The sequence below is a fragment of the Nocardia nepalensis genome (genome assembly GCF_048910785.1).
Classification (GTDB): Bacteria; Actinomycetota; Actinomycetes; order Mycobacteriales; family Mycobacteriaceae; genus Nocardia; species Nocardia nepalensis.
The window spans coordinates 323172-346882 of sequence record NZ_JBKBET010000021.1 but is presented as its reverse complement, the minus strand read 5'-3'; the positions used below and the strand labels follow the sequence as shown (position 1 = coordinate 346882).

Sequence of the window (23711 nt, the reverse complement as noted above, 5' to 3'; positions counted from 1 at the left end):
CTCCTGGAACGCACGCGAGGCGGAACTGGAGGTGAACGTGGCCGCGCACAACAAACGGCCGCGTCCCGGTTCGGCCACCGATTCGATGCTGAAGCTGCATCGACGCACCATGGTGCTCGACGGTCGGGTGTATACGGTGCTGAGCCTGCGCCCCGGTAGCGATTTCCGCTTCGCCACCAACCGTTTTCACGACACCTGGCATGTGCTCTCCGATTGGCGCGGCGCGCGGGTGCTGGCTCGGCTGCTGTGGGGTCTGGCCTATCAGCGGCGACCGGGCACGCTGGTGGTGATCGATCCAGCGCATCTGGATCCGAATCCGTTCGACGCCGCGCCGTCGGATCCCATCGTGCTGGTGCCCTCGGATCTGACCGTGTTCACCCGCGCCGCCGCCGTCGGCCTGCGCAGGCGGCTGCCGTTGCGCGATGGTTCGCAAGGGACCGTGCGCTGGCAGACCTTCGGCCTCGACGCCGCGGTGGCCGAGCTGCGGGAATGGCGGGCGAAGGGGCCGGGGGAGCGGGACTGGCATTTCGTCGATCTCCCGACCGGATGGGAACGTGTCGATCGCATCGGCGGCCTGGTAACGATCTTCGGCGCGGCGGACCAGTTGCGTTCCTGGGGGACCTTGCTCGCGACATTGGGCGCCTATGCCTACTACGGCATGGACTACGAGTATCTGGACGAAGCCAGAAACGGTGAGGTGCAGATCTTCCGGCAGTATCGCCGGAAGGTGAACGTCGCACGTCAGGCCCGTGCCGAAGTGCTGGCTCGGCTGGGTGATCACGCGCCGACCGAGGATGTTCAGCGGGCGATCTGGTCGCACGCCGCGACCGTTCGTCGGCGTCGTTTCCCGACGCCCGAGGAACGCCGGGCCATCTCGGAGCCGATCGCGCCGAACTGATCATGTGCAGGGCAGCACAACCATCGCCGCGCTGCCCTATCCAGACGGTGGATCGGCGACGTCACTCAGCGGACGCCGCGCGGCCGGAATTGAATGCTGATCCGAGGCCCGGTGGGTTTGCGCGTCTTCGGTACCGCATGTTCCCAGGTGCGCTGGCACGACCCGCCCATCACCAGCAGATCCCCGTGGCCGACCTGATACCGAATGCTCGCCCCGCCCCCGCGCGGTCGCAGGAGTAGCGCCCGCGGCGCACCGATCGAAACGATGGCCACCATGGTGTCGTCGGTCGCGCCGCGGCCGAAGGTGTCGCCATGCCATGCCACGCTGTCGCGCCCGTCGCGGTAGTAGCACAACCCGGCCGTGCGGAACGGCTCGCCGAGTTCCTCGCGATAGTGTGCGGTCAATGCCTCTCGCGCCTGCTCCAGGGAGGGCTCCGGTAGCTCCGCACCCTCCTCGTAGAAACACAGCAGCCGCGGCACATCCACCACCCGGTCGTACATCGGCCGCCGCTCCGCCTGCCACGGCACCTCATCGACCAGGCGCTCGAACAGCGCGTCCGCGCCCGAAACCCACCCGGGCAACACATCCACCCAAGCCCCAGCAGTCAATGTCGTCCGTCGAATGCCCCGAAGTCCTCCGACCTCGATCTCTCCGAATCCGTCGAGCAGCGATCCCTGCAGCGGTGTCGACATGCCGCCGAATCTACGCTCAATCGAACGTATGTGCTAGCGAGAAACGGTCATGAACTTCAGTTCTTGGTGAGTATGTCCTTGGCGATGTCGACCGCGGCGGCGTAGCACTCGTCGTCGGTCAGCGGGAGATCGCCCATCATGGCGGTGCTCCAGCTGATGGCGAGCAGGGCTTCGCGGGCGCGGAAGACGGCGAGGGGCGGGTGGTCGGGACCGGCCATGAGGTCGGCGAGAACGCGGAATTGATAGCGCATGCTGGAACCGAAATCCAACTGTCGGAAGGCGGGTTGATTTTCGTGCCAGAAGCGCACCATGCCGCGGCCGATGCCGTGTAGCAGCGCGCCATAGCGGGTGAGGATTTCATCGGCTCGCTCCGGGCCGGGTGCTGTGCTCTCGGCCCAGGTCACGATGTCGTCGATGCCGCGACGCAGGTCATCGGAGAGGCTGACGACGATGTCTTCCTTTGTGCGGAAGTGGTAGTAGAGCGCGGCCTTGGTGACGCCGAGGCGGTCGGCTATCTCGCGCAGGGAGGTCTTTTCGTAGCCGCGTTCTGAGAACAACTCCATTGCGACCGAACGAATCCGCTCACGCGTATCGCTGCGACGTCCGTCCATGGCGTCCTTCCATTTTGCTTGACGACCGGCTAGTGGAAGCCTAGCGTCTTCGCTGAGCTCGGATTACTAGCCGGGCGACAAGCTAATTAGTGGGAGACGGCAATGACCGAAACGCATCCGAAGGCGCCGATGGCAGGCGTCGCATTGACCGCGATCGGGGTGGCGGTGATCCGAGCCAGGGAATCCGCGCGCACCGACCGCCTGTACGACGATCCGTTCGCACAGCTGTTCGTGGACGCCGCGCGCCGCGCTTATCGCGATGTCGACGGGGGAGCCGAACGCTGGGCGCGGCTCGAAGAGGTCGCGGACATGTTCTTCGAAGGACGAACGGTCGGCGTCCGGCTTGTCGATGACCGGGTCGCAGCGGCGGTCGAACAGGGGATACGGCAGATCGTGCTGATCGGTGCGGGCTTGGACACCAGGGCATTTCGCATGTCGCTGCCCGCCGACGTTCGAGTGTTCGAGATCGATCTGCCGGAACTCTTCGCATTCAAGGAGCCGGTCTTGGCCGCCGCGCAGGCAATACCGCGCTGCGAACGCGCGGTGTTGCCCATCGATTTGCGCGAGGACTGGGCAAAGCTGCTCGGCGAGAGCGGGTTTCGGTCGGACCTGCCGACGCACTGGGTGGATGAGGGCGTCCTCGGCTACCTGACCCACGAATACGCGTTGCACGTGGTCACCACGCTGACCGAATTATCCGCTCCCGGAAGCCGTTTCGGTGTCAGCCGGTTCGCCGTGGACGAAAATGCCCGACCGTACAGCGAACTCGCACGCCTGGTCCGTGGCGACGCTGGTGCGGACCGTCCGCGCACCGGCCTCGGTGTCGATGCCAGAACCTGGCTGGACGAACACGGCTGGCGCACCGAATTCCGCAGCTGGGACGATCTGGTCGCCGCCTTCGACCGGCCCGCCGCATTGAACGATCCGGATATCGGGGTCGTTGTCGCGGTGCGCGAACCGTAACTACACAAACCTCCCGGTATGCCCGCAACATCCGAATCCGCGTGGGTGGCCCCGCTCACAGGGTTCGGGTGGTCCCGCTCACAGCGGGATATGCCTGGTTAAAGCGGTGCAAACGGCGCTGCTAGGCTGCTTGCCGTAAGACATCCTTTAACGGACCGTCCGGTGAGGCGGGGAAGGAGGTCGGCATGGCCGTGCCCGAGGAACGGGCCGCCAAGTCCGGCGCTGCCGAAACGTCGCAGCGACACACTCCAGAGTGGGTGAGCGCGGGACGCGAGCTATTGTCTCCTTCCGACGTCGGCCGGACCATCGCGCGCATCGCGCATCAGATCATCGAGAAAACCGCCCTGGATGCGGGCGAGCCGGACGCACCGCGCGTGGTGCTGATCGGCATTCCCACCCGCGGCACCACCCTGGCCGCGCGACTGACCGACAAGATCGAGGAATTCTCCGGCGTCCGCCCGGCACTCGGCTCCCTCGACATCACCCTCTACCGCGACGATCTGCGCAGCCGCCCGCACCGCCCGCTGGAGCGCACCTCGGTACCCGAAGGCGGTATCGAGGACGCACTCGTCGTGCTCGTCGATGACGTGCTCTTCTCCGGCCGCACCGTCCGTTCGGCCCTCGACGGCCTACGCGACCTCGGCCGGCCACGCGCCGTCCAACTCGCGGTGCTCATCGACCGCGGCCACCGCGAACTCCCGATCCGCGCGGATTTCGTCGGCAAGAACGTGCCGACCTCCCGCAGCGAGGACATCTCCGTACTGCTCACCGAACACGACGGCCGCGACGGCGTCTACTTGCATCAGGAGGAAGCGCAGTGAACCGGCTCGCCGGAGCGAGTGTCATGGAGGTGGCGTCGTGAGGCACCTCTTGACGGTGACCGACCTGGATCGTGGCACCGCGACCGAATTGCTCGACGAGGCCGAACGCTTCGAACAGGCGCTGCTCGGCCGCGAGGTGAAGAAGCTGCCGACGCTGCGCGGCCGCACCGTGATGACGGTCTTCTACGAGAATTCGACCCGCACCCGGGTCTCGTTCGAGGTCGCGGGCAAATGGATGAGCGCCGATGTGATCAATGTCAGCGCGAGCAGCTCCTCGGTCGCCAAGGGCGAATCACTGCGCGACACCGCGCTGACGCTGCACGCGGCGGGAGCCGACGCGCTCATCGTCCGGCACCCGGCCTCGGGTGCGGCGCACCAGATCGCGCGTTGGATGGACGCCTGGGCGGCTTCGGAGGGGCGTCCGGGCCCGGCCATCATCAACGCCGGTGACGGCACCCACCAGCACCCCACGCAGGCGCTGCTGGACGCACTGACTCTGCGTCAGCGCCTCGGCGATATCGAGGGCAAGCGGATCGTCATCGTCGGCGATATCCTGCACAGCCGGGTCGCGCGCTCGAATGTCTTCCTGCTCGACACCCTCGGCGCCGAGGTGGTGCTGGTCGCGCCGCGCACGCTGCTACCGGTCGGCGCGGACCTGTGGCCCGCCCGGATCTCGCATTCGCTCGACGCCGAATTGCCCGGCGCCGACGCGGTTCTCATGCTGCGGGTGCAGCAGGAGCGGATGAACGGCGGCTTCTTCCCGTCGGCCCGCGAATATTCGGTCAGCTATGGGCTTTCCGAGCGCAGGCTCGCCCTGCTGGACGAGAACGCGGTCGTCCTGCATCCGGGCCCGATGCTGCGCGGCATGGAAATCGCCTCGCCCGTCGCGGATTCCTCGCAGGCGGCGATCCTGCAACAGGTGACGAACGGAGTGCATATGCGGATGGCCGTGCTGTTCCGGCTGCTGGTCGGTACCCAGGAGGCAGTGGCATGAGTCTGCTGCTCAAGGGTGTTCGGCCGTACGGCGAGGGCGAGCCGGTCGACGTACTCGTGCGCGACGGCGTAATCGCCGCCATCGGAACGGATCTGGGCATTATCGACGCCGAGATCATCGACGCGCAGGGCCAGATCCTGCTGCCGGGATTCGTCGACCTGCACACGCACCTGCGCGAACCCGGCCGCGAGGACACCGAGACCATCGAAACCGGTTCCGCCGCAGCGGCACTCGGCGGCTACACGGCAGTCTTCGCCATGGCCAATACCAATCCGGTCGCCGATTCGGTGGTCGTCACCGACCACGTGTGGCGGCGCGGCCAAGAGGTCGGTCTGGTCGACGTGTTCCCGGTGGGCGCGGTCACCGTCGGTCTCGAGGGCAAGCAACTCGCCGAAATGGGCACCATGGCCGCCGGAATCGGCGCGGTGCGGATGTTCTCCGACGACGGCCACTGCGTCTACGACCCGCTGCTCATGCGCCGCGCACTCGAGTACTCCAACTCGCTCGGCGTCTTGATCGCCCAGCATGCCGAGGAGCCGCGCCTGACCAAAGGCGCTGTCGCACACGAGGGTCCGACCGCCGCGCGCCTCGGCCTGGCCGGTTGGCCGCGCGCCGCGGAGGAGTCGATCGTCGCCCGTGACGCACTGCTGGCCCGCGATGCCGGTGCCCGCGTGCACATCTGCCACGCTTCCACCGCCGGCACCGTCGAGCTGGTGAAATGGGCCAAAGCGCAAGGTATTTCGATCACCGCCGAGGTCACCCCGCATCACCTGCTGCTCGACGACTCGCGCCTGGAAACCTACGACGCGGTCAATAAGGTGAACCCGCCGCTGCGCGAGGTCTCCGACACCGTCGCGCTGCGGCAGGCACTGGCCGAGGGCATTCTCGACTGCGTCGCCACCGACCACGCCCCGCACGCCGAACAGGACAAGTGCTGCGAATTCGCCGCCGCCCGACCCGGCATGCTGGGCCTGGAGACCGCGCTGTCGATCATCGTGCAGACCATGGTCGAGCCCGGTCTGCTGGACTGGCGCGGCGTCGCCCGGGTGATGAGCGAGCGTCCGGCCGAGATCGTCGGACTCGACGGCCACGGCCGACCGATCGAGGTGGGCGAACCGGCCAACCTCACGCTGGTCGATCCGGACGCGACCTGGACGGTGCGGGCCGCCGCGCTCGCCAGCATTTCGAACAACACGCCGTTCGAAGACATGACGTTCCCGGCTCGGGTGACAACGACGTTGCTCCGAGGCCGGGTGACCGCCCGTGAGGGCAAGGCGGTGGGAGGTCCGTAAGTGGAAAGAACGCTGTGGGTGGTCGGGCTGCTCGTACTGTTCGCCCTGTGCATCTGGCTGATGTATCGAGGCTGGCAGAACCGCGCCGCGCGACAAGCGGCGCGCATCGGCGAATTGCCGGATGTGCCGGGTGAGCTCGGCGCTCAGGTACTCGAGCCGACCACCGGAATGTATCTCGGCAGCACCATCGCACCCAGCTGGCAGGACCGGATCGCGGTGGGCGACTTGGGTTTCCGGGCTACGGCGGAACTCACGCGGTTCGAACGGGGGATTCTGCTCGAGCGCGACGGTGCGACGGTGATCTGGATTCCGCAGGAATCCATTACGGCCGTGCGGACCGAACGCGGACATGCGGGCAAGGTGATGACGGAAGATGGAGTGCTGGTAATTCGCTGGAAGCTGCCGACCGGAACCGAGATAGATACCGGTTTCCGAGGTGACGACAAGACGGTGTACCCGGCGTGGGCCAGGGCGATGACGGGAGACGACGAGGGATGATTCAAGAAGCTGCGCTGGTACTCGAAGACGGGCGGGTGTTCCGCGGCACGGCCTTCGGCGCCGTGGGCGAAACACTCGGTGAGGCGGTGTTCTGCACCGCGATGACCGGGTACCAGGAGACCCTCACCGACCCCAGCTACCATCGCCAGATCGTGGTGGCCACGGCCCCGCAGATCGGCAATACCGGCTGGAATGACGAGGACGACGAATCCGGCAAGATCTGGGTCGCCGGATACGCGGTCCGCGACGCCTCGCGTGTCGCATCGAACTGGCGCTCCACCGGAACCCTGCAGGACCAGCTCGACCGCCAGCAGGTCGTCGGAATCGCGGGCATCGACACCCGCGCGCTGGTGCGCCACCTGCGCACCCGCGGTTCGATGAAGGCAGGCATCTTCTCCGGTGCGGCACTCGCCGACGCCGATGAATTGCTGGCCCGCGTCAACGGACAACCCTCGATGCTGGGCGCCGACCTGGCCGAAGAGGTGAGTACCGAAGCGCTGTACACGATCGAACCGAACGGTGACCCGCGCTTCACCGTCGTCGCGGTCGACCTCGGCATCAAGACCAACACCCCGCGCATGTTCGCCCAGCGCGGCATGCGAGTGCACGTGGTGCCCTCGACCGTCACCCTGGACCAGATCCGGGAACTGAAGCCGGACGGTGTCTTCCTGTCCAACGGCCCAGGCGACCCGGCCACCCAGGACGGCGCGGTCGCGATCACCCAGGGCGTGCTCGAGCAGGGCCTGCCGCTGTTCGGCATCTGCTTCGGCAACCAGATCCTCGGCCGGGCCCTCGGCCGCAAGACCTACAAGATGAAGTTCGGCCACCGCGGCATCAATATCCCGGTCGTCGAACACGAGACCGGCCGGATCTCGATCACCGCGCAGAACCACGGCTTCGCGCTGGAGGGCGAACAGGGCGAGCAGTTCGACACCCCGTTCGGAAAGGCCGAGGTCAGCCACGTGTGCGCCAATGACGGCACCGTCGAGGGCGTCCGCCTGGTCGACGGCCGCGCGTTCTCGGTGCAGTACCACCCGGAGGCCGCCGCCGGACCCCATGACGCCGCCTATCTCTTCGACCGTTTCGCCGGTCTCATGGAAGGAGCCTGATGCCTCGCCGCGAGGATCTGAAGCACATCCTGGTGATCGGCTCTGGTCCGATCGTCATCGGCCAGGCCTGCGAATTCGACTACTCCGGCACCCAGGCGTGCCGGGTGCTGCGGGCCGAAGGCCTGCGGGTATCGCTGGTGAACTCCAATCCCGCGACCATCATGACCGACCCGGAATTCGCCGATTCCACCTACGTGGAGCCGATTACGCCGGAGTTCGTCGAGAAGGTCATCGAAAAGGAGCGCCCCGACGCCATCCTGGCCACCCTCGGCGGGCAGACCGCGCTGAATACCGCGGTCGCCCTGCACGAACGCGGGGTGCTGCAGAAGTACAACGTCGAGCTGATCGGCGCCGACTTCGAGGCCATCCAGCGCGGTGAGGACCGGCAGAAGTTCAAGGACATCGTCGCCAAGGTCGGCGGCGAGAGCGCGCGCTCGCGGGTCTGCCACACCATGGACGAGGTTCGCGAAACCGTCACCGAACTGGGCTTTCCGGTGGTCGTGCGGCCGTCGTTCACCATGGGTGGCCTCGGCTCGGGCATGGCCTACAACGACGAGGACCTGGATCGGATCGCGGGCGGCGGTCTGGCCGCCTCGCCGACGGCCAATGTGCTCATCGAGGAATCCATCCTCGGCTGGAAGGAATACGAACTCGAGCTGATGCGCGATGGCCGCGACAATGTCGTGGTGGTCTGCTCGATCGAGAATGTGGACCCGATGGGTGTGCACACCGGTGATTCGGTCACCGTCGCACCCGCCATGACCCTCACCGACCGCGAATACCAGAAGTTGCGCGACCTCGGCATCGACATCCTGCGCGAGGTCGGCGTGGACACCGGCGGCTGCAATATCCAGTTCGCGGTGAACCCGGCCGACGGTCGCCTGATCGTCATCGAGATGAACCCGCGCGTCTCGCGCTCGTCCGCATTGGCTTCCAAGGCGACGGGTTTCCCGATCGCCAAGATCGCCGCCAAACTGGCCATCGGCTACACCCTGGACGAGATCGTCAATGACATCACCAAGGAAACCCCGGCCTGTTTCGAGCCGACCCTGGACTATGTGGTCGTCAAGGCGCCGCGGTTCGCCTTCGAGAAGTTCCCGGGCGCCGACCCCACGCTGACCACGACCATGAAGTCGGTCGGCGAGGCGATGTCGCTGGGCCGCAACTTCGCCGAGGCACTCGGCAAGGTGCTGCGCTCGCTGGAGACCAAGGCCGCGGGCTTCTGGACCCAGGACGACGGCAAGTGGACCGATACCGAAGCCGTCCTGGAAGACCTGCGTACCCCAACCGAGGGACGGATCTACCAGGTCGAGCGCGCGCTGCGCCTGGGCGCGAGCATCGAGGACGTCGCCAAGGCATCCGGCATCGACCCCTGGTTCGTCGCCGAGGTCGCCGGGCTGGTCGAGCTGCGCCAGGAGGTCATCGACGCAGCCGTGCTCGACGAGCCGCTGCTGCGCCGCGCCAAGCATTACGGCCTCTCCGACCGCCAGATCGCCGCGCTGCGGCCGGAATTGGCGGGCGAGACCGGCGTGCGGGCACTGCGCCACCGACTCGACATCCGTCCGGTCTTCAAGACCGTCGACACCTGCGCCGCCGAATTCGAGGCCAAGACCCCGTACCACTACTCGACCTACGAACTCGACCCCGCCGCCGAGTCCGAGGTCGCGCCGCAGCGCGAGCGCGACAAGGTGATCATCCTGGGGTCGGGTCCGAACCGGATCGGCCAGGGCATCGAGTTCGACTACTCGTGTGTGCATGCGGCGCAGACGCTTTCGCAGGCCGGGTACGAGACGGTCATGGTCAACTGCAACCCGGAGACCGTGTCCACCGACTACGACACCGCCGACCGGCTCTACTTCGAGCCGCTGACCTTCGAGGACGTGCTCGAGGTCTATCACGCCGAAACCGAATCCGGCACCGTCGCCGGCGTGATCGTGCAGCTCGGCGGGCAGACCCCGCTTGGTCTGGCGCAGCGGCTCACCGACGCCGGTGTGCCGGTGGTCGGCACCAGCGCCGCCGCCATCGACCTGGCCGAGGACCGCGGCGAATTCGGTGACGTGCTGGTCGCCGCGGGCTTGCCCGCGCCGAAGTACGGCACCGCGACCACCTTCGCGCAGGCCAAGAAGATCGCGGCCGGCATCGGCTACCCGGTGCTGGTGCGCCCGTCCTACGTGCTCGGCGGCCGAGGTATGGAGATCGTCTACGACGAGGCCTCGCTGGAGGGCTACATCTCCCGGGCCACCGAACTCAGCCCGGAACATCCGGTGCTGGTCGACCGCTTCCTGGAAGACGCCATCGAGATCGACGTCGACGCGCTCTGCGACGGCGACGAGGTCTACCTCGGCGGCGTGATGGAGCACATCGAAGAGGCGGGCATCCACTCCGGTGACTCCGCCTGCGCGCTGCCGCCGATCACCTTGGGCCGCAGCGATATCGAGGCGGTGCGCCGCTCCACCATCGCGCTGGCCAAGGGCATCGGCGTCAAGGGCCTGCTCAATGTCCAGTACGCGCTCAAGGACGACGTGCTCTACGTGCTCGAGGCGAATCCGCGGGCGAGTCGGACGGTTCCGTTCGTCTCCAAGGCCACCGCGGTGCCGCTGGCCAAGGCGGCCGCGCGGATCACCATGGGCGCCACCATCGCCGAACTCCGCAAGGAGGGCATGCTGCCCGCCGAGGGCGACGGCGGCCACGTGCCGCTCGACGCACCGGTCGCGGTGAAGGAAGCGGTCCTGCCGTTCCACCGGTTCCGTAAGGCCGACGGCAGCGGCGTGGATTCGCTGCTCTCGCCGGAGATGAAGTCCACCGGTGAGGTCATGGGCATCGACGCCGATTTCGGCACCGCCTTCGCCAAGAGCCAGGCCGCGGCCTACGGTTCGCTGCCGACCGAGGGCACGGTCTTCGTCTCGATCGCCAACCGCGACAAGCGCGCCATGGTGTTCCCGGTCAAGCGCCTCAACGACCTGGGCTTCCGCATCCTGGCCACCGAGGGCACCGCGGAAATGCTGCGCCGCAACGGAATTCCCTGCGAACAGGTGCGCAAGCATTCCGAGGACGGTCCGGCCGACCAGCCGACCATCGTGGAGCAGATCCGCGACGGTGAGGTCGACATGGTGTTCAACACCCCCTACGGCAACTCCGGGCCCCGCGTGGACGGCTACGAGATCCGCACGGCCGCGGTGGGTGTGAACATTCCGTGCATCACCACGGTGCAGGGTGCGGCCGCGGCGGTGCAGGGCATCGAGGCGAGCATCAACGGTGGCATCGGGGTGCGTTCCCTGCAGGAACTGCATTCGGTGCTGCGTGGCTGACGAAGGAGACGGTGCGATGAAGACGTTCGGTGCCCGACTGCAGCACGCCATGCGGCACTTCGGCCCACTGTGCGTCGGCATCGACCCGCATCCCGGACTGCTCGAATCCTGGGGCCTGACCGATGATGTCGACGGGGTCGAGAAATTCGCCGAAATCTGCGTCGAGGCCTTCGACGGCGAGGTCGCGCTGATCAAACCGCAGGTCGCCTTCTTCGAGGCCTACGGCTCCGGCGGAATCGCGGTGCTGGAGCGCACGGTCGAGGTGCTGCGTGCCTCGGGCACCCTGGTGCTCGCCGACGCCAAACGCGGCGATATCGGCTCGACCATGGATGCCTACGCGCGCACCTGGCTCGCCGACGGACCGCTCGGATCGGATGCGGTGACGGTCTCGCCGTATCTCGGATTCGGTTCCCTCGCACCGGCCTTGACGCTCGCCGAGGCGAACGGCCGCGGTGTCTTCGTACTCGCCGCCACCTCGAACCCCGAAGGCGCGCAGGTGCAACGGGCGCTGGCGGCGGACGGTCGCACGGTCGCCCAGACCATGGTCGACGCCGCGGCGCAGTGCAACGCGGGCCAGGAGTTCGGCTCGGTCGGCGTCGTTATCGGTGCCACACTCAGCGAGGCACCGGATCTGTCGGCGCTCAACGGTCCGATCCTGATGCCGGGCGTCGGCGCGCAGGGCGGCGGTCCGGAAACCGTGCGTGAGCTGGTCTCGGATCACATGCTGCATGCCGCGGTGCCGAATGTCTCGCGCGAGGTGCTGCGCCACGGCCCGTCTGTCTCGGCACTGCGTGCCAAGGTGAGCGCGCTGCAGGAGGAGTTCGCCTTCCTGCGGCGATGACGAGTCGACGATTGCGGTGTGGACCGGCGCTTCGGCGTCGGTCCATTTCGTGTTTCAAGGGCGGGGAGCGCCGTTGAGCGGGGATGACGTGTCATATCGAACAGCTGTGCGCCCCGCTGCGCCCTTTTCCTCGCCATTGGGCATATCGGTGGCCGATCTTGTGTCCTGATCGATCACGGAGCCTGCTAGCGCGGCACAGAGTGCCGCTGGAACTCGCCGCGCTGCCGTCCTGGGCGGCCGCCGGCACGATCCGGAGGCTCGAAATCGGTCGTTTCACGGCTCCGACACGCGCAAGAACAACGCGACACGCGGAAAAATCCTAGAAACTTCCAGGTCGGACGAGCGACCGGTTGCTGGCGCGATGCGGGTTGTCGCCGCAACCGCTCCGCTACCGCGCTTAACCTATGAAAACTCCCTGGTCGCGGGGCATTTCGAGGTTTCGGCGGTAGGATCTCCGCAGCGATCGACGCGCTGTGCGCATCCGGCCGGGACCACCCCTACGACATCGGCGAATCATGCGCTGACCTGGGGGGTGGGTTCGCAATCGGGGAACGTCGTGGGTACGGTCGCTGAGACTGCTGGGTTACCGGCAGGAGTTGATGCAATGAACGATGAGACGGAGGAACCGTGGCCCTTCCCCAGCTGACTGACGAGCAGCGCGCCGCTGCTTTGGAGAAGGCGGCTGCCGCTCGCCGTGCTCGGGCGGAGCTCAAGGAGCGCCTGAAGCGTGGCGGCACCGACCTGAAGCAGGTCCTCACCGACGCCGAAACCGACGAGATCCTCGGCAAGATGAAGGTGTCGGCTCTGCTGGAGGCCCTGCCCAAGGTGGGCAAGGTCAAGGCGGCGGAGATCATGAGCGAGCTGGAGATCGCCCCCACCCGGCGTCTGCGCGGACTGGGTGATCGGCAGCGCAAGGCGCTGCTCGCCCGATTCGACTTCGCCTGACCACCGAGGTGGTCGAAAACACGCGGAAGGGTCGACTGGTTGTACTGGTCGGCCCCTCGGCCGTGGGCAAGTCGACCGTGGTCCGTTGCGTCCGCGAGCGACTGCCCCAACTGGTCTTCAGCGTGTCGGCGACAACCCGGGCCCCCCGGCCCGGGGAGGTCGACGGCCGCGACTACCGGTTCGTGTCCCGGGAGGAGTTCGACGCCATGATCGAGGCGGGCGAACTCCTCGAATGGGCCGATATCCACGGGGGACTGCAGCGCTCCGGCACCCCGGCCGGACCGGTGCGTGACGGACTCGCCGCCGGACTGCCGGTGCTCGTCGAGGTGGACCTCGAGGGCGCGCGGTCGGTGCGCAAGGCCATCCCGGAGGCGCTGCTGGTATTCCTCGCCCCGCCCAGCTGGGACGAATTGGTATCCCGGCTGACCTCGCGCGGTACCGAATCGCCCGAGGTGATCGCACGCAGGTTGGAGACCGCCAGGACCGAATTGGCGGCCTGTGACGAGTTCGACATCGTCATAGTGAACGACGAGGTGACCAGCGCCTGTGAGCAGTTGGTATCGTTGTTCGTTAGCACAAATTCGAGTTCGTGACACCCACACGCTCGAAATAACCCAGCCCGAAGAACCGATCCCCGCAGGAGCCCACACAAGTGAGCAGTACGGACATCAAGCCCGCGCCCGCATACGACACTCCGGTCGGCCTCACCAACCCGCCGATCGACGAGCTGCTGGAGCGCACCTCGTCCAAGTACGCGCTGGTCATCTACGCGGCCAAGCGGGCCCGTCAGATCAACGACTACTACAACCAGCTCGGCGACGGCATCCTCGAATACGTCGGCCCGCTGGTCGAGCCGGGTCTGCAGGAGAAGCCGCTCTCGGTCGCGATGCGGGAGATCCACTCCGACCTGCTCGAGCACTCCGAAGGCGAATAACAAGCTCGTCGAACTCCCCGCGTACGCGGGGATCAGCCCACCGGAGGGGTAGTGACCACACGGATCGTCGTCGGCGTCGGCGGCGGAATCGCCGCTTATAAGGCTTGCTCGATCGTGCGCCGGTTCACCGAGACCGGGCACCAGGTTCGGGTGATCCCTACCGAGTCGGCGCTGCAGTTCGTCGGCAAGGCAACCTTCGAGGCACTGTCCGGGAACCCGGTGCACACCGATGTGTTCACCGATGTGCCCGAGGTGCCGCATGTGCGGTTGGGCCAGGAGGCGGACCTCGTTGTCATCGCCCCGGCGACCGCCGATCTGATGGCGCGCGCCGCACAGGGCCGCGCCGACGATCTACTCACCGCCACGCTGCTGACGGCCCGATGTCCGGTGTTGTTCGCGCCCGCGATGCATACCGAGATGTGGGAGCATCCGGCCACCCTCGCCAATGTCGCGACGTTGCGTGCGCACGGTGCGATCGTCATGGAACCCGCGTCGGGCCGGTTGACCGGCGCCGATACGGGTCCCGGCCGGTTGCCCGAGCCCGAGGAGATCTTCGGGCTCGCGACGCTGCTGCTGGAACGCGCCGACGCCATCCCGCGTGATCTGGCGGGCCGCCGCCTGGTGATCACTGCGGGCGGCACCAGGGAACCGCTGGATCCGGTGCGTTTTCTCGGCAATCGCAGCTCCGGCAAACAGGGCTACGCACTCGCCCGGGTCGCCGCGCAGCGCGGTGCCCACGTGACGTTGATCGCGGGCAATACGATCGAGATGGCCGCACCCGCCGCCGTCGACCTCGTGCACATCACCACCGCCGAACAGCTCAAGACCGCCGTCGAGAAGCATGCGCTCGGTTCGGACGCGGTGATCATGGCCGCCGCCGTCGCCGACTTCCGGCCGACAACGGTGGCCGCGGCCAAGATCAAAAAGGGCGCGCACGAGCCCGACGTGATCCCGCTGACCAAGACCGATGACATCCTCGCCGGACTGGTCCAGGCGCGGCGCGACGGTCAACTGCCCGGTACCGCGATCGTCGGCTTCGCCGCCGAGACCGGTGACGAGCAGGGCGATGTGCTCACACACGCGCGGGCCAAACTGGCGCGCAAGGGCTGTGATCTGCTGGTCGTCAACGCGGTCGGCGAGGGCAAGGCGTTCGAGGTCGACACCAACGATGGCTGGCTGCTCGGTGCCGACGGCACCGAACAGGCGCTCGACCACGGTTCGAAGGCGTTGCTCGCGAGCCGGGTGCTGGACGCGCTCGGTCCGCTGCTGCGCTGAGGTCTGTTGTGGCGCTGAGATCTGTTGTGGCGCTTGGATGGACGCGTACCGAGTACCTTCGGTGGAAGCGCCGCCGATACGTGGTTAGGCTAGTGGTCGACCGCAACCCGGACTGGTCGATGTGTTGGAGGCTGGAGCCCCGGCCCGACACGTTGACGGAATCAATAGTCTGAGACAGTTGCCTGTCGTCTGCTCCATCGCGTCGGTGGTTTGGAATAGTCTGAGATGAAGGGTTGTGCGGTGGACGCATCGCGTTACCGTCGCAATCCGATACGAGTAACCCGTTGAGGGAGAGGGAAGAACTGTGCCCACGTCTGGCAGCCGCCTTTTCACCAGTGAGTCCGTGACCGAAGGTCATCCGGACAAGATCTGTGACGCCATCAGCGATTCCATCCTCGACGCGCTGCTCGCGGCGGATCCGCGCAGCCGGGTCGCGGTGGAAACACTCGTCACCACCGGTCAGGTTCACGTCGCGGGTGAGGTCACCACTTCGGCCTATGCGGATATTCCCAAAATCGTTCGCGAAAAGGTCCTGGAAATCGGATATGACTCGTCCGCAAAAGGATTCGACGGTAATTCCTGCGGTGTGAATATCGCGATCGGCGCGCAGTCGCCGGATATCGCGCAGGGTGTCGACACCTCGCACGAGGCGCGTACCGCCGGAACCCATGACGAGATCGAACGGCAGGGCGCCGGTGACCAGGGCCTGATGTTCGGCTACGCCAACACCGACACCCCCGAGCTGATGCCGCTGCCGATCGCCCTCGCGCACCGGCTCTCGCGGCGGCTGACCGAGGTGCGCAAGTCCGGTGTGCTGCCGTACCTGCGTCCCGACGGCAAGACCCAGGTCACCATCGAATACGACGGCGACCGCCCGGTCCGCCTGGATACGGTCGTGATCTCCACTCAGCACGCAGCCGATATCGACCTGGACAACCTCCTGGCGCCCGATATCCGCGAGAAGGTCGTCGACGCGGTGCTCGCCGATCTCGACCTGCCCGCGCCGCTGGATGTCTCCGATATTCGCCTGCTGGTGAACCCCACGGGCAAGTTCGTACTCGGTGGTCCGATGGGCGATGCGGGTCTGACCGGCCGCAAGATCATCGTCGACACCTACGGTGGCATGGCCCGCCACGGCGGCGGCGCGTTCTCCGGTAAGGATCCGTCGAAGGTGGACCGCTCGGCCGCCTACGCCATGCGCTGGGTCGCGAAGAATGTCGTCGCGGCAGGACTGGCCGACCGCGTCGAGGTTCAGGTTGCCTATGCCATCGGTAAGGCCGCACCGGTCGGTCTGTTCGTCGAGACCTTCGGCACCGAGAAGGTCGATCCGACGCGCATCGCCACGGCCATCACCGAGGTCTTCGACCTGCGGCCCGGCGCGATCATCCGCGACCTGGACCTGCTGCGGCCGATCTACGCGCCGACCGCCGCGTACGGCCACTTCGGCCGCACCGACGTGGACCTGCCCTGGGAGCACACCGACCGAGCGGACAAGCTCCGTGCGGCCGTAGGACTGTAGGTATATCGGGCCCGCGTGCACAAACCCACAGCGGACCTCTCCGCCACGGCTCCCGGCGACGCAGGCGCCGGAGCCACGGCGACGCACGATTCGACAGCAGCGGGACACCCGATCGCACGGGTACTCCCGCTGTTGTCGCCTGCGCACCTGGACCGCGACTTCGACTATTTGGTGCCGCCGGAGCTGGACGAAATCGCACAGCCCGGCGTGCGCGTCCGCGTCCGCTTCGCTGGCCGCCTCGTCGACGGCTATATCCTGGCCCGCCTGTCCCACAGCGACCACACCGGCAAAATGGTCAGGCTCGAGCGCGTGGTATCGCCCGAGCGCGTCCTCACACCGGAAATCCTGAAACTGGCCACCGCGGTAGCCGCACGCTACGCGGGCACCCGAGCCGATGTCCTGCGGCTGGCCATCCCGCCCCGACACGCGCGCACCGAGAACGGAGGCCCGAAGAAGCCCGCCGAACCCGAAGGACCGCAGGAGGATTCGGCCGCATCGAGTGATGGCGGCTCCAGTCCTGCGAGTCGAACGGCACAGGCGGAAACCCCTTCGGGCGATCGAACTCGCGCATCCGGCACCTTGCGTGCGTCACTCGATAGCGGTCTCTCGGATGACTCCGCGGCGGAACCGGCTGCCGCCGTGTCCGATTCGCCGTCCGCCGCCGTGCCGGCTGTTTCGGGCCGCGCAGGTATGCCGGACGGTGTGGATCTGGGGTCGTGGGAGCGGTATCTCCATGGGGCGGCGTTTGTGGCGGCGCTGGGGGAGGGAAAGGGGGTGCGGGCGGCCTGGCAGGCGTTGCCGGGGGAGGATTGGGCACGGCGGTTGGCGGAGTTGGCGGCCGTGGTGGCGGGGCGGGGACGCAGTGCGATTCTGATGGTGCCGGATCAGCGGGATCTGGATCGGGTGTTGGCGGAATGTGCTCGGCTGGTGGGGGATTCGGCGGTCGGGTTGGCGGCCGGATTGGGTCCGGCCGCGCGTTATCGACGGTGGTTGGCAGCGTTGCGGGGCACGGCCCGGGTGATCGTGGGGACGCGCAGTGCGGTGTTCGCGCCCGCCGCCGACCTCGGGTTGATCGCGATCTGGGATGACGGTGACGACACCTATGCCGAACCGCGTGCGCCGTATCCGCACGCGCGGGAGGTCGCGATGTTGCGGGCACATGAGGCCGCAGCGGCGTTCGTGGCGGCCGGATTCGCGCGGACGGCCGAGATTCAAGCGGTGGTCGATTCGGGGTGGGCGCATGATCTGGTCGCGGACCGCGCTGTGGTGCGCAAGTTTTCGCCGCGGATCAGTGCACCGGGTGACTCCGATATCGCGATGGAGCGCGATCCGGTCGCGCGGGCCGTTCGCATTCCGGCTGTAGGTTATGCCGCCGCGCGATCGGCGCTGAAGGAGGGCGCGGCGGTGCTGGTGCAGGTGCCGCGGCGCGGATACATTCCGGCGCTCGCCTGCGCGAAATGCCGTACGCCCGCACGATGTCGGCACTGCAACGGTCCACTCGCCTTGCCGGACGGGCGAGCCGGGCACCGCGGCGAGACCGCGCACAGCCCCGCCTGCCGGTGGTGCGGTATCACCGAGGCCGCATTCCGTTGTCCCGCTTGCGCTTCCCGGGCGCTGCGCGCGGTGGTGATCGGCGCGGCCCGCACCGCCGAGGAACTGGGCCGTGCCTTCCCCGGCGTGCCGATCCGCGGGTCCAGCGGCGGCGCGATCCTCGACACCGTGGAACCGGGCCCGCAGGTGATCGTCGCGACCGTCGGCGCCGAACCGGTGCTGCCCGGCGGCTACGGTGTCGCCCTGCTACTCGACGGCTGGGCGCTGCTCAGCCGCGCGGACCTGCGCGCCGCCGAGGACACGCTGCGCCGCTGGATGTCGGCCGCCACACTGGTCCGCAACCACGGCCAGGTCATTGTCATGGCCGAACCCTCGCTGCCGACCGTCCAGGCGCTGCTGCGCTGGGATCCGGTCGGCCACGCCCGCGCCGAGGTGGCGGGCCGCGCCGAGGTCGGCTTCCCGCCCGCCGTCCGCATGGCCGCCATCGACGGCACCTCCGATGCCATCGCCGAATTGCTCTCCGCCGCAAAGCTTCCGGATAACGCCGACCTCCTCGGCCCGGTGCCACTGCCACCCGGCGCCCGCAAACCCTTCGACAGCGGTGATACCCCCGCCGAAGTCGAACGCATGCTCCTGCGTGTACACCGCACCTCCGGCGCCGCCCTCGCCCGCGCCCTCACCGCCGCCCAAGCCATCCGCAGCACCCACCGCTCCGATGCCCCCCTCCGCGTCCAAATCGACCCGGTCGATATCGGCTGATCTCCGGCCGCTCCTACGGGCCGGGCCACGCCTATCCGGATCGGAGAATCGATGACCACCACATCCGCATCTACGGTGCTGCGAATTCTCCACTGTCCAACTCTGCCTGTTCGCCCTCGGTGGGCTCGCTCTCGGTGGCGGGATCGGTGTAGCCGTCCCGTTGGCCAGTGGCTGGCGGATACCGTGCACGAGATTCCCGCCGCGCTGCGCATCGCGACGACCGTGCGGCGCGTCTGGCTGCCCCTCGAAGTCGAGGGCCTCGACGAGAAGCTGCTCACCCTCGGCGTCGACCTACGAGATCGCGAGGGCGACCAGCAGATTCGAATCGGCGGACAGCCGAGCAAGGGCTAGCCGAAGACCGCCCGATTGCGTTGCGCCCATTCGGCATACGACGTGGCGGGCCGCCCGAGCACCTGCTCGACATCGGCGCTGACCTGCCGCTCGGCCGGAGTCGGCGTGCCGAGAATGTCGAGCGTGCCATCGGCAACATCGGCGGGCATGAACCGCAGCATGCCGGAACGTGCCTGCTCGCGGGTCAATTCGACGAATCGCAGCGACGTGCCCAGGGCGGCCTCGACGGCCTGAGCCTGTTCGCGCGGACTGATGGCGGCGGGTCCGGTCAGCTCGTAGATGCGGCCGGCATGGTCGTCCGTGCGCAGCACGGTCGCGGCGACCTCGGCGATATCGACGGGGTCGATCGCGGGCAGTGCGATATCGGCGAAGGGTGCGGCGATCAGCCGTTCGGCCCGGATCGACTCGATCCACGCGTAGGTGTTGGAGAAGAATCCGGTGGGCCGCAGAATCGTCCAGTCCAGGTCGGACTGCTGCAGGGCCGATTCGAACGCGTGCAGGCGCGCGTGCGAGGCGAGTCCGGGTCGGGTGCCGGTCGCCTGCGAGGACAGCAGCACCAGTTTCTTGATCCCGCCGGCTGCGGCGACCTCGATGAACCGCGCCGGATCCGGTCCGGTCACCAGCTGTGGCCCGGTGAGGAGCAGGAAGAGCGCGTCGGCGTTTTCGACTGCGGGGGAGAGGCTTTCGGGATCGGCGAGATCGGCTCGTCGATGCTGGACGCCGTCCGGCAGTGCGATGTCCTGATTCCCGCGGGATACGGCGCTCACCTGCTCGCCCGCCGCGGCGAGGTGCTGCACGAGGGTGCGTCCGATATTGCCGGTCGCTCCGGTCACTACGATCACTTCGACTCCTGAGTTAGTTGACTGACTAAAGCGAACATAGCCGATCAATCGAGAGCTTGTCTATAGTTAGTTGTATGACTAACTCAGTCGAAGGTCGGCGGGCGACGCCCAAGGCGGGCAAGCGCGAACGCCTCGCCGCCGCGGCGGCCCAGGTGTTCCATGAGCAGGGCGTCGAGAAGACGACGATCGCCGATATCGCGCGGGCCGCCGAGGTTCCGCTCGGAAATGTGTACTACTACTTCAAGACCAAGGATCAGCTGGTCGAGGCCGCGCTCGGCGCGCACGCGCAGACGCTGCAGGAGTTGATCGCAGCGCTGGAGCAGTACGACGAGCCGCGAGAGCGGCTGAAGGCCCTGGTTCGCGGCTGGGTCGACCAACGCGACCGGGCCGCGCAATTCGGGTGCCCCACTGGAACTCTGGCCTCGGAGCTGGGTAAGCGCGGCGACGGCCTGGAGCTGGCATCGGCGGCGAGTATCCGCACGCTGCTGGACTGGATCGAACAGCAGTTCATGGCAATGGGCCGCGCGGATGCGGGTGAGCTCGCGGTCGCGCTGTTCGCGGCATATCAGGGGATCTCGTTGCTCGCCAATACCTTCCGCGATCCAGAACTCATGGTGACCGAGGGGCGTCGGCTGGAGCGTTGGATCGATTCGCTTGCGCCATAAAGGTTTCGCCTCGCCGTCCGCACGGGCCGCACATCGACCGATGTGCGGCCCGTGCGCATTCGAGCGACCGGTTGGTTCGTGTTGCCTGTCACCCTTGCATGCGATGCATTGCCGATATATCGTCGATAGCGTGAGATACACACAAGAGCCCAGGGAGGCTGACATGGAAAACATCGAATACGGACAATTCAGAGGTCGTGGCCGCTGGCGCAAGCCCGGTCATGACGAGGGTGACGCCGGTCGTCGGCAGCATCGCCGCGGCGGGCGGCACGGCTTCGGACCCGAGTTCGGACCGGGCTTCGGTCCTGGTTTCGGACCCGGTTTCGGTCCGGGATTCGGGCGCGGCCGTGGCCGCGGCGGCCGGGGCAGGCGCGGTGACGTGCGTGCCGCGGTGCTGCTGCTGCTCACCGAGCGTCCGATGCACGGATACGAACTGATCCAGCAGATCCGGGAGCGCAGCGACGATGTCTGGCGCCCGAGCCCGGGATCCATCTATCCCGCGCTCGCGCAGCTCGAGGACGAGGGTCTGGTGCTCATCGAGAAGGTCGCCGGTCGCAAGACCGCGAAGCTCACCGACGCGGGCGAGGCCTACGTCACCGAGAATCGCGACGATCTCGGCGATCCGTGGGCCGATGTCAAGGAAGACGTCGGCACCCAGGCGATGGATCTGCGCGCGCTCATCGGACAGCTGATGGGTGCGGCCGCTCAGGTCGCGGCGGCGGGTACCCCGCAGCAGGCGACCCGGGCCGCGGAGGTGCTCACCGAGGCGCGCAAATCGCTATACCGCATTCTCGCCGAGGACGACGCCCCCGAAAAGTAATGGCAATGTGAAACACCGCCTGAGCGTGCACTTTTCGAGCCGATCGGGTACATCATTGTGATATGGAACAGCCGAGCGGTTTGTGGGGTTGGGGTAGATCACAGTTCAGGCGCGTGGTGTCTGCCGGTGTCATGGCCGGAGCCGTCGTTATCGGCTCCGGCGCGGCACCGATAGCGAGCGCCGAACCGGTTGATACGGCGCCGGTGAGCGCGCAGATCGTCGGATATCGTCCGCCGGACATACCCACTCAGATCGGGCCTGCCCAGCCGGACCATCTGGCCGCCGCGGTCTATCAGAAGACGCACAAGAACGTGACTCCGGCCGGTACCAACAACTTCGACTGCAAGCCGACCGCCGAGCATCCCCGTCCGGTCGTGCTGGCGCACGGCACCGATTCCTCGGCCTACTCCGACTGGTCGACCATCGGGCCGCAGATCTCGGCGCTCGGCTTCTGCGTCTTCGCACTCAATTACGGCGGTGCCCCCGGCAAGGACACCTGGGGCACCGAGGACATCGTGGTGAGCGCCTATCAGGTCGGCGCGTTCGTGGATCAGGTGCTCGCCGCCACCAACGCCACGCAGGTCGACATCGTCGGTTTTTCCCAGGGCGCCAATGTCACTCGCTATTACGTCAACAAGCTCGACGGCGCGCCGAAGGTCGGTCAGTGGATCGGTCTGGCGTCCCCGAGCTACGGCGGCGTGATGTACGGCCTGGTGCCGGTGGCGGAGGCGATTCCGGGTGCGCTGCAGGCCTTCTCGAGGGTGACCTCGCTCGCGGCGGTGCAGCAGGCGCAGGGGTCCGCGGAGATGATCGAACTCAACGCGGGCGGTGACACCGTGCCGGGCCCGCACTACGTGACCATCGGCAGCCGGGTCGACGAGATGATCCAGCCGTTCAGCAATATCGCACTGCACGGTCCGAGCGTGGAGAACATCGCGTTGCAGGATCTGTGCGCGGCCGACCAGACCGGTCACTTCCACATGGTCTACGACCCGTTCGTGCAGGAACTGCTGCTGCAGACGCTGGACCCGGTACACGCACCCGCGCCGACGTGTCGTGCGGTGCCGCTCGGCACCGGCATTCCCGAGGTCATCATCGCCGGGCATTCCTGACGGCGCAGCTGATGGGACCGGGCGGAGGGGTTGTCCCTCCGCCCGGCTCTGCTGTCAATGCCGGACTTACGCCCTATGGAAGGATGCGTAGGTGGCCACCGAAGTCGATTCTCGAATCCCGTTGAGCCGGATGCGAGTACTTTCCACGGCGATCGGCGTCGCCGACGAGGGTGGTGTCGAGGCGCTGACGATGCGTCGGTTGGCGGAAGTGCTCGGCGTCGAGGCGATGTCGCTGTATCACCACGTGGCCAATAAGGAAGACGTGCTCGATGGCGTGGTCGACGTCATCGTGGGGGAGATCAATCAGGTCGTTGTCGATATCGATATGCCCGCTGCCGGGCCCGCATGGAAACAGGCCGTGCGGCAGCGGATTCTGTCCGCTCGTGAGGTGCTGCTCCGACATCCGTGGGCGCCCGGCGTATTCCAGACGCGGACCAATACGAGCCAGGCCGTGCTGCGCTACTACGACGGCCTGCTCGGCCTCATGCGCGCGGGTGGCTTCTCCTACGACCAGACTCACCATGCGATGCATGTGCTCGGTAGTCGGGCACTGGGTTTCACCCAGGAGTTGTTCGATCCCGGCGACGGACCGGTCGATGCGGAGGCCATGGCCGCGCTCGACGCGATGGCCGAGGCGCTCCCGAATCTGGTCGGGATGCTGCGGGAGGTCGCCCACGATGATCCGGACTCGACGCTGGGTTGGTGTGATGACCAGTTCGAATTCGAATTCGCGCTCGATCTGATTCTCGACGGTCTCGACCGTTTGCGTGAGACTGCTTGATCTGCAACGACTTCGGTCGGCGTGGAGGTGGCCGCGGCGGCTATTGACGAGCCTTACAACGTAAGGATACCTTACGTTGTAAGGCTCGTGGACGCGGCCGGCGTCCCGGTGCCGAAATCTGAGGAGAACA

At 67.2% G+C, this 23711-nt stretch carries 23 protein-coding genes; 20 read left to right on the top strand and 3 right to left on the bottom strand.

Translation table 11 applies throughout. The annotated features are described in order from the left end of the window. Positions 1 to 37: 37 nt before the first annotated feature. A complete protein-coding gene (locus ACHQ4I_RS18535; RefSeq protein WP_420773096.1) occupies positions 38 to 898 on the top strand; it encodes a hypothetical protein in 861 nt (286 codons plus the stop codon). Positions 899 to 963: 65 nt separating this feature from the next. Here ACHQ4I_RS18535 and ACHQ4I_RS18530 read toward each other — a convergent pair whose 3' ends face one another. Both ACHQ4I_RS18530 and ACHQ4I_RS18525 read right to left on the bottom strand, forming a co-directional pair. Beyond that, the gene (locus tag ACHQ4I_RS18530; protein WP_420773033.1) at positions 964 to 1590 is read right to left on the bottom strand and encodes an alpha-ketoglutarate-dependent dioxygenase AlkB; all 627 of its coding nucleotides are present in this window, start codon (positions 1588 to 1590) and stop codon (positions 964 to 966) included. A 56-nt stretch (positions 1591 to 1646) separates the two neighbouring features. Then, positions 1647 to 2201 (bottom strand): TetR/AcrR family transcriptional regulator, encoded by a 555-nt coding sequence (locus ACHQ4I_RS18525; RefSeq protein WP_420773032.1) that lies wholly within the window; start codon positions 2199 to 2201, stop codon positions 1647 to 1649. A 102-nt stretch (positions 2202 to 2303) separates the two neighbouring features. Between ACHQ4I_RS18525 and ACHQ4I_RS18520 the strand changes: the two genes are divergently transcribed. From ACHQ4I_RS18520 to ACHQ4I_RS18450, 15 genes are all read left to right on the top strand, one after another. Continuing rightward, positions 2304 to 3164 carry an SAM-dependent methyltransferase gene (locus tag ACHQ4I_RS18520; RefSeq protein ID WP_420773031.1) on the top strand — a complete coding sequence of 287 codons (861 nt, stop codon included), beginning with the start codon at positions 2304 to 2306 and terminating at the stop codon, positions 3162 to 3164. A 185-nt stretch (positions 3165 to 3349) separates the two neighbouring features. Beyond that, on the top strand, positions 3350 to 3985 hold the full coding sequence (gene pyrR, locus ACHQ4I_RS18515) for a bifunctional pyr operon transcriptional regulator/uracil phosphoribosyltransferase PyrR (RefSeq protein ID WP_040692178.1): 636 nt from the start codon (positions 3350 to 3352) through the stop codon (positions 3983 to 3985). Positions 3986 to 4022: 37 nt separating this feature from the next. Beyond that, on the top strand, positions 4023 to 4979 hold the full coding sequence (locus ACHQ4I_RS18510) for an aspartate carbamoyltransferase catalytic subunit (RefSeq protein ID WP_420773030.1): 957 nt from the start codon (positions 4023 to 4025) through the stop codon (positions 4977 to 4979). Further along, on the top strand, positions 4976 to 6271 hold the full coding sequence (locus ACHQ4I_RS18505) for a dihydroorotase (protein ID WP_420773029.1): 1296 nt from the start codon (positions 4976 to 4978) through the stop codon (positions 6269 to 6271). Before ACHQ4I_RS18510 ends, ACHQ4I_RS18505 begins: the two co-directional genes overlap by 4 nt. After that, positions 6272 to 6769, top strand: coding sequence for a PH-like domain-containing protein (locus tag ACHQ4I_RS18500; protein WP_420773028.1), 498 nt, complete (start codon positions 6272 to 6274; stop codon positions 6767 to 6769). Next, a complete protein-coding gene (gene carA, locus ACHQ4I_RS18495) occupies positions 6766 to 7878 on the top strand; it encodes a glutamine-hydrolyzing carbamoyl-phosphate synthase small subunit (RefSeq protein WP_420773027.1) in 1113 nt (370 codons plus the stop codon). Before ACHQ4I_RS18500 ends, carA begins: the two co-directional genes overlap by 4 nt. Then, positions 7878 to 11186 carry a carbamoyl-phosphate synthase large subunit gene (carB, locus tag ACHQ4I_RS18490; RefSeq protein ID WP_420773026.1) on the top strand — a complete coding sequence of 1103 codons (3309 nt, stop codon included), beginning with the start codon at positions 7878 to 7880 and terminating at the stop codon, positions 11184 to 11186. The genes carA and carB overlap by 1 nt, the downstream gene beginning before the upstream one ends. A gap of 16 nt (positions 11187 to 11202) precedes the next feature. Then, positions 11203 to 12027: an orotidine-5'-phosphate decarboxylase gene (pyrF, locus tag ACHQ4I_RS18485; protein WP_420773025.1), complete on the top strand. Its 825-nt coding sequence runs from the start codon at positions 11203 to 11205 to the stop codon at positions 12025 to 12027. A gap of 627 nt (positions 12028 to 12654) precedes the next feature. Then, the gene (mihF, locus tag ACHQ4I_RS18480) at positions 12655 to 12972 is read left to right on the top strand and encodes an integration host factor, actinobacterial type (RefSeq protein WP_062993489.1); all 318 of its coding nucleotides are present in this window, start codon (positions 12655 to 12657) and stop codon (positions 12970 to 12972) included. An 8-nt stretch (positions 12973 to 12980) separates the two neighbouring features. Then, positions 12981 to 13565: a guanylate kinase gene (gmk, locus tag ACHQ4I_RS18475; protein ID WP_420773024.1), complete on the top strand. Its 585-nt coding sequence runs from the start codon at positions 12981 to 12983 to the stop codon at positions 13563 to 13565. Positions 13566 to 13624: 59 nt separating this feature from the next. Then, positions 13625 to 13906, top strand: coding sequence for a DNA-directed RNA polymerase subunit omega (gene rpoZ, locus ACHQ4I_RS18470; protein ID WP_040692158.1), 282 nt, complete (start codon positions 13625 to 13627; stop codon positions 13904 to 13906). A gap of 51 nt (positions 13907 to 13957) precedes the next feature. Beyond that, on the top strand, positions 13958 to 15181 hold the full coding sequence (gene coaBC, locus ACHQ4I_RS18465) for a bifunctional phosphopantothenoylcysteine decarboxylase/phosphopantothenate--cysteine ligase CoaBC (protein WP_420773023.1): 1224 nt from the start codon (positions 13958 to 13960) through the stop codon (positions 15179 to 15181). A 304-nt stretch (positions 15182 to 15485) separates the two neighbouring features. Further along, entirely contained in the window at positions 15486 to 16700 is a 1215-nt protein-coding gene (gene metK / locus ACHQ4I_RS18460) for a methionine adenosyltransferase (RefSeq protein WP_420773022.1), read from the top strand. Positions 16701 to 16715: 15 nt separating this feature from the next. Continuing rightward, positions 16716 to 19010 carry a primosomal protein N' gene (locus ACHQ4I_RS18455; protein WP_420773021.1) on the top strand — a complete coding sequence of 765 codons (2295 nt, stop codon included), beginning with the start codon at positions 16716 to 16718 and terminating at the stop codon, positions 19008 to 19010. A gap of 183 nt (positions 19011 to 19193) precedes the next feature. Then, positions 19194 to 19361, top strand: coding sequence for a hypothetical protein (locus ACHQ4I_RS18450; protein ID WP_420773020.1), 168 nt, complete (start codon positions 19194 to 19196; stop codon positions 19359 to 19361). Here the strand turns inward: ACHQ4I_RS18450 and ACHQ4I_RS18445 are convergent. After that, positions 19358 to 20203 (bottom strand): NAD(P)H-binding protein, encoded by an 846-nt coding sequence (locus tag ACHQ4I_RS18445; RefSeq protein ID WP_420773019.1) that lies wholly within the window; start codon positions 20201 to 20203, stop codon positions 19358 to 19360. The genes ACHQ4I_RS18450 and ACHQ4I_RS18445 overlap by 4 nt on opposite strands. A gap of 74 nt (positions 20204 to 20277) precedes the next feature. On the opposite strand from ACHQ4I_RS18445, the gene ACHQ4I_RS18440 reads away from it, so the two are divergent. The 4 genes from ACHQ4I_RS18440 (at position 20278) to ACHQ4I_RS18425 (ending at position 23581) form a co-directional block, all read left to right on the top strand. Next, a complete protein-coding gene (locus ACHQ4I_RS18440) occupies positions 20278 to 20868 on the top strand; it encodes a TetR/AcrR family transcriptional regulator (protein ID WP_420773018.1) in 591 nt (196 codons plus the stop codon). A gap of 163 nt (positions 20869 to 21031) precedes the next feature. Continuing rightward, complete coding sequence (locus ACHQ4I_RS18435; protein ID WP_420773017.1) at positions 21032 to 21688, top strand: PadR family transcriptional regulator; 657 nt, start codon at positions 21032 to 21034, stop codon at positions 21686 to 21688. Positions 21689 to 21819: 131 nt separating this feature from the next. After that, complete coding sequence (locus ACHQ4I_RS18430; RefSeq protein WP_420773095.1) at positions 21820 to 22800, top strand: esterase/lipase family protein; 981 nt, start codon at positions 21820 to 21822, stop codon at positions 22798 to 22800. Positions 22801 to 22891: 91 nt separating this feature from the next. Further along, positions 22892 to 23581, top strand: coding sequence for a TetR/AcrR family transcriptional regulator C-terminal domain-containing protein (locus ACHQ4I_RS18425; RefSeq protein ID WP_420773016.1), 690 nt, complete (start codon positions 22892 to 22894; stop codon positions 23579 to 23581). Positions 23582 to 23711: the final 130 nt, after the last annotated feature.

Coding starts and splice junctions, on each gene's coding strand:
- pyrR (WP_040692178.1), top strand. CDS start 3,350: ATGGCCGTGCCCGAGGAACGGGCCGCCAAGTCCGGCGCTGCCGAAACG.
- ACHQ4I_RS18530 (WP_420773033.1), bottom strand. CDS start 1,590: ATGTCGACACCGCTGCAGGGATCGCTGCTCGACGGATTCGGAGAGATC.
- ACHQ4I_RS18435 (WP_420773017.1), top strand. CDS start 21,032: ATGGAAAACATCGAATACGGACAATTCAGAGGTCGTGGCCGCTGGCGC.
- ACHQ4I_RS18525 (WP_420773032.1), bottom strand. CDS start 2,201: ATGGACGGACGTCGCAGCGATACGCGTGAGCGGATTCGTTCGGTCGCA.
- ACHQ4I_RS18430 (WP_420773095.1), top strand. CDS start 21,820: ATGGCCGGAGCCGTCGTTATCGGCTCCGGCGCGGCACCGATAGCGAGC.
- ACHQ4I_RS18520 (WP_420773031.1), top strand. CDS start 2,304: ATGACCGAAACGCATCCGAAGGCGCCGATGGCAGGCGTCGCATTGACC.
- carB (WP_420773026.1), top strand. CDS start 7,878: ATGCCTCGCCGCGAGGATCTGAAGCACATCCTGGTGATCGGCTCTGGT.
- ACHQ4I_RS18440 (WP_420773018.1), top strand. CDS start 20,278: ATGACTAACTCAGTCGAAGGTCGGCGGGCGACGCCCAAGGCGGGCAAG.
- ACHQ4I_RS18505 (WP_420773029.1), top strand. CDS start 4,976: ATGAGTCTGCTGCTCAAGGGTGTTCGGCCGTACGGCGAGGGCGAGCCG.
- pyrF (WP_420773025.1), top strand. CDS start 11,203: ATGAAGACGTTCGGTGCCCGACTGCAGCACGCCATGCGGCACTTCGGC.
- carA (WP_420773027.1), top strand. CDS start 6,766: ATGATTCAAGAAGCTGCGCTGGTACTCGAAGACGGGCGGGTGTTCCGC.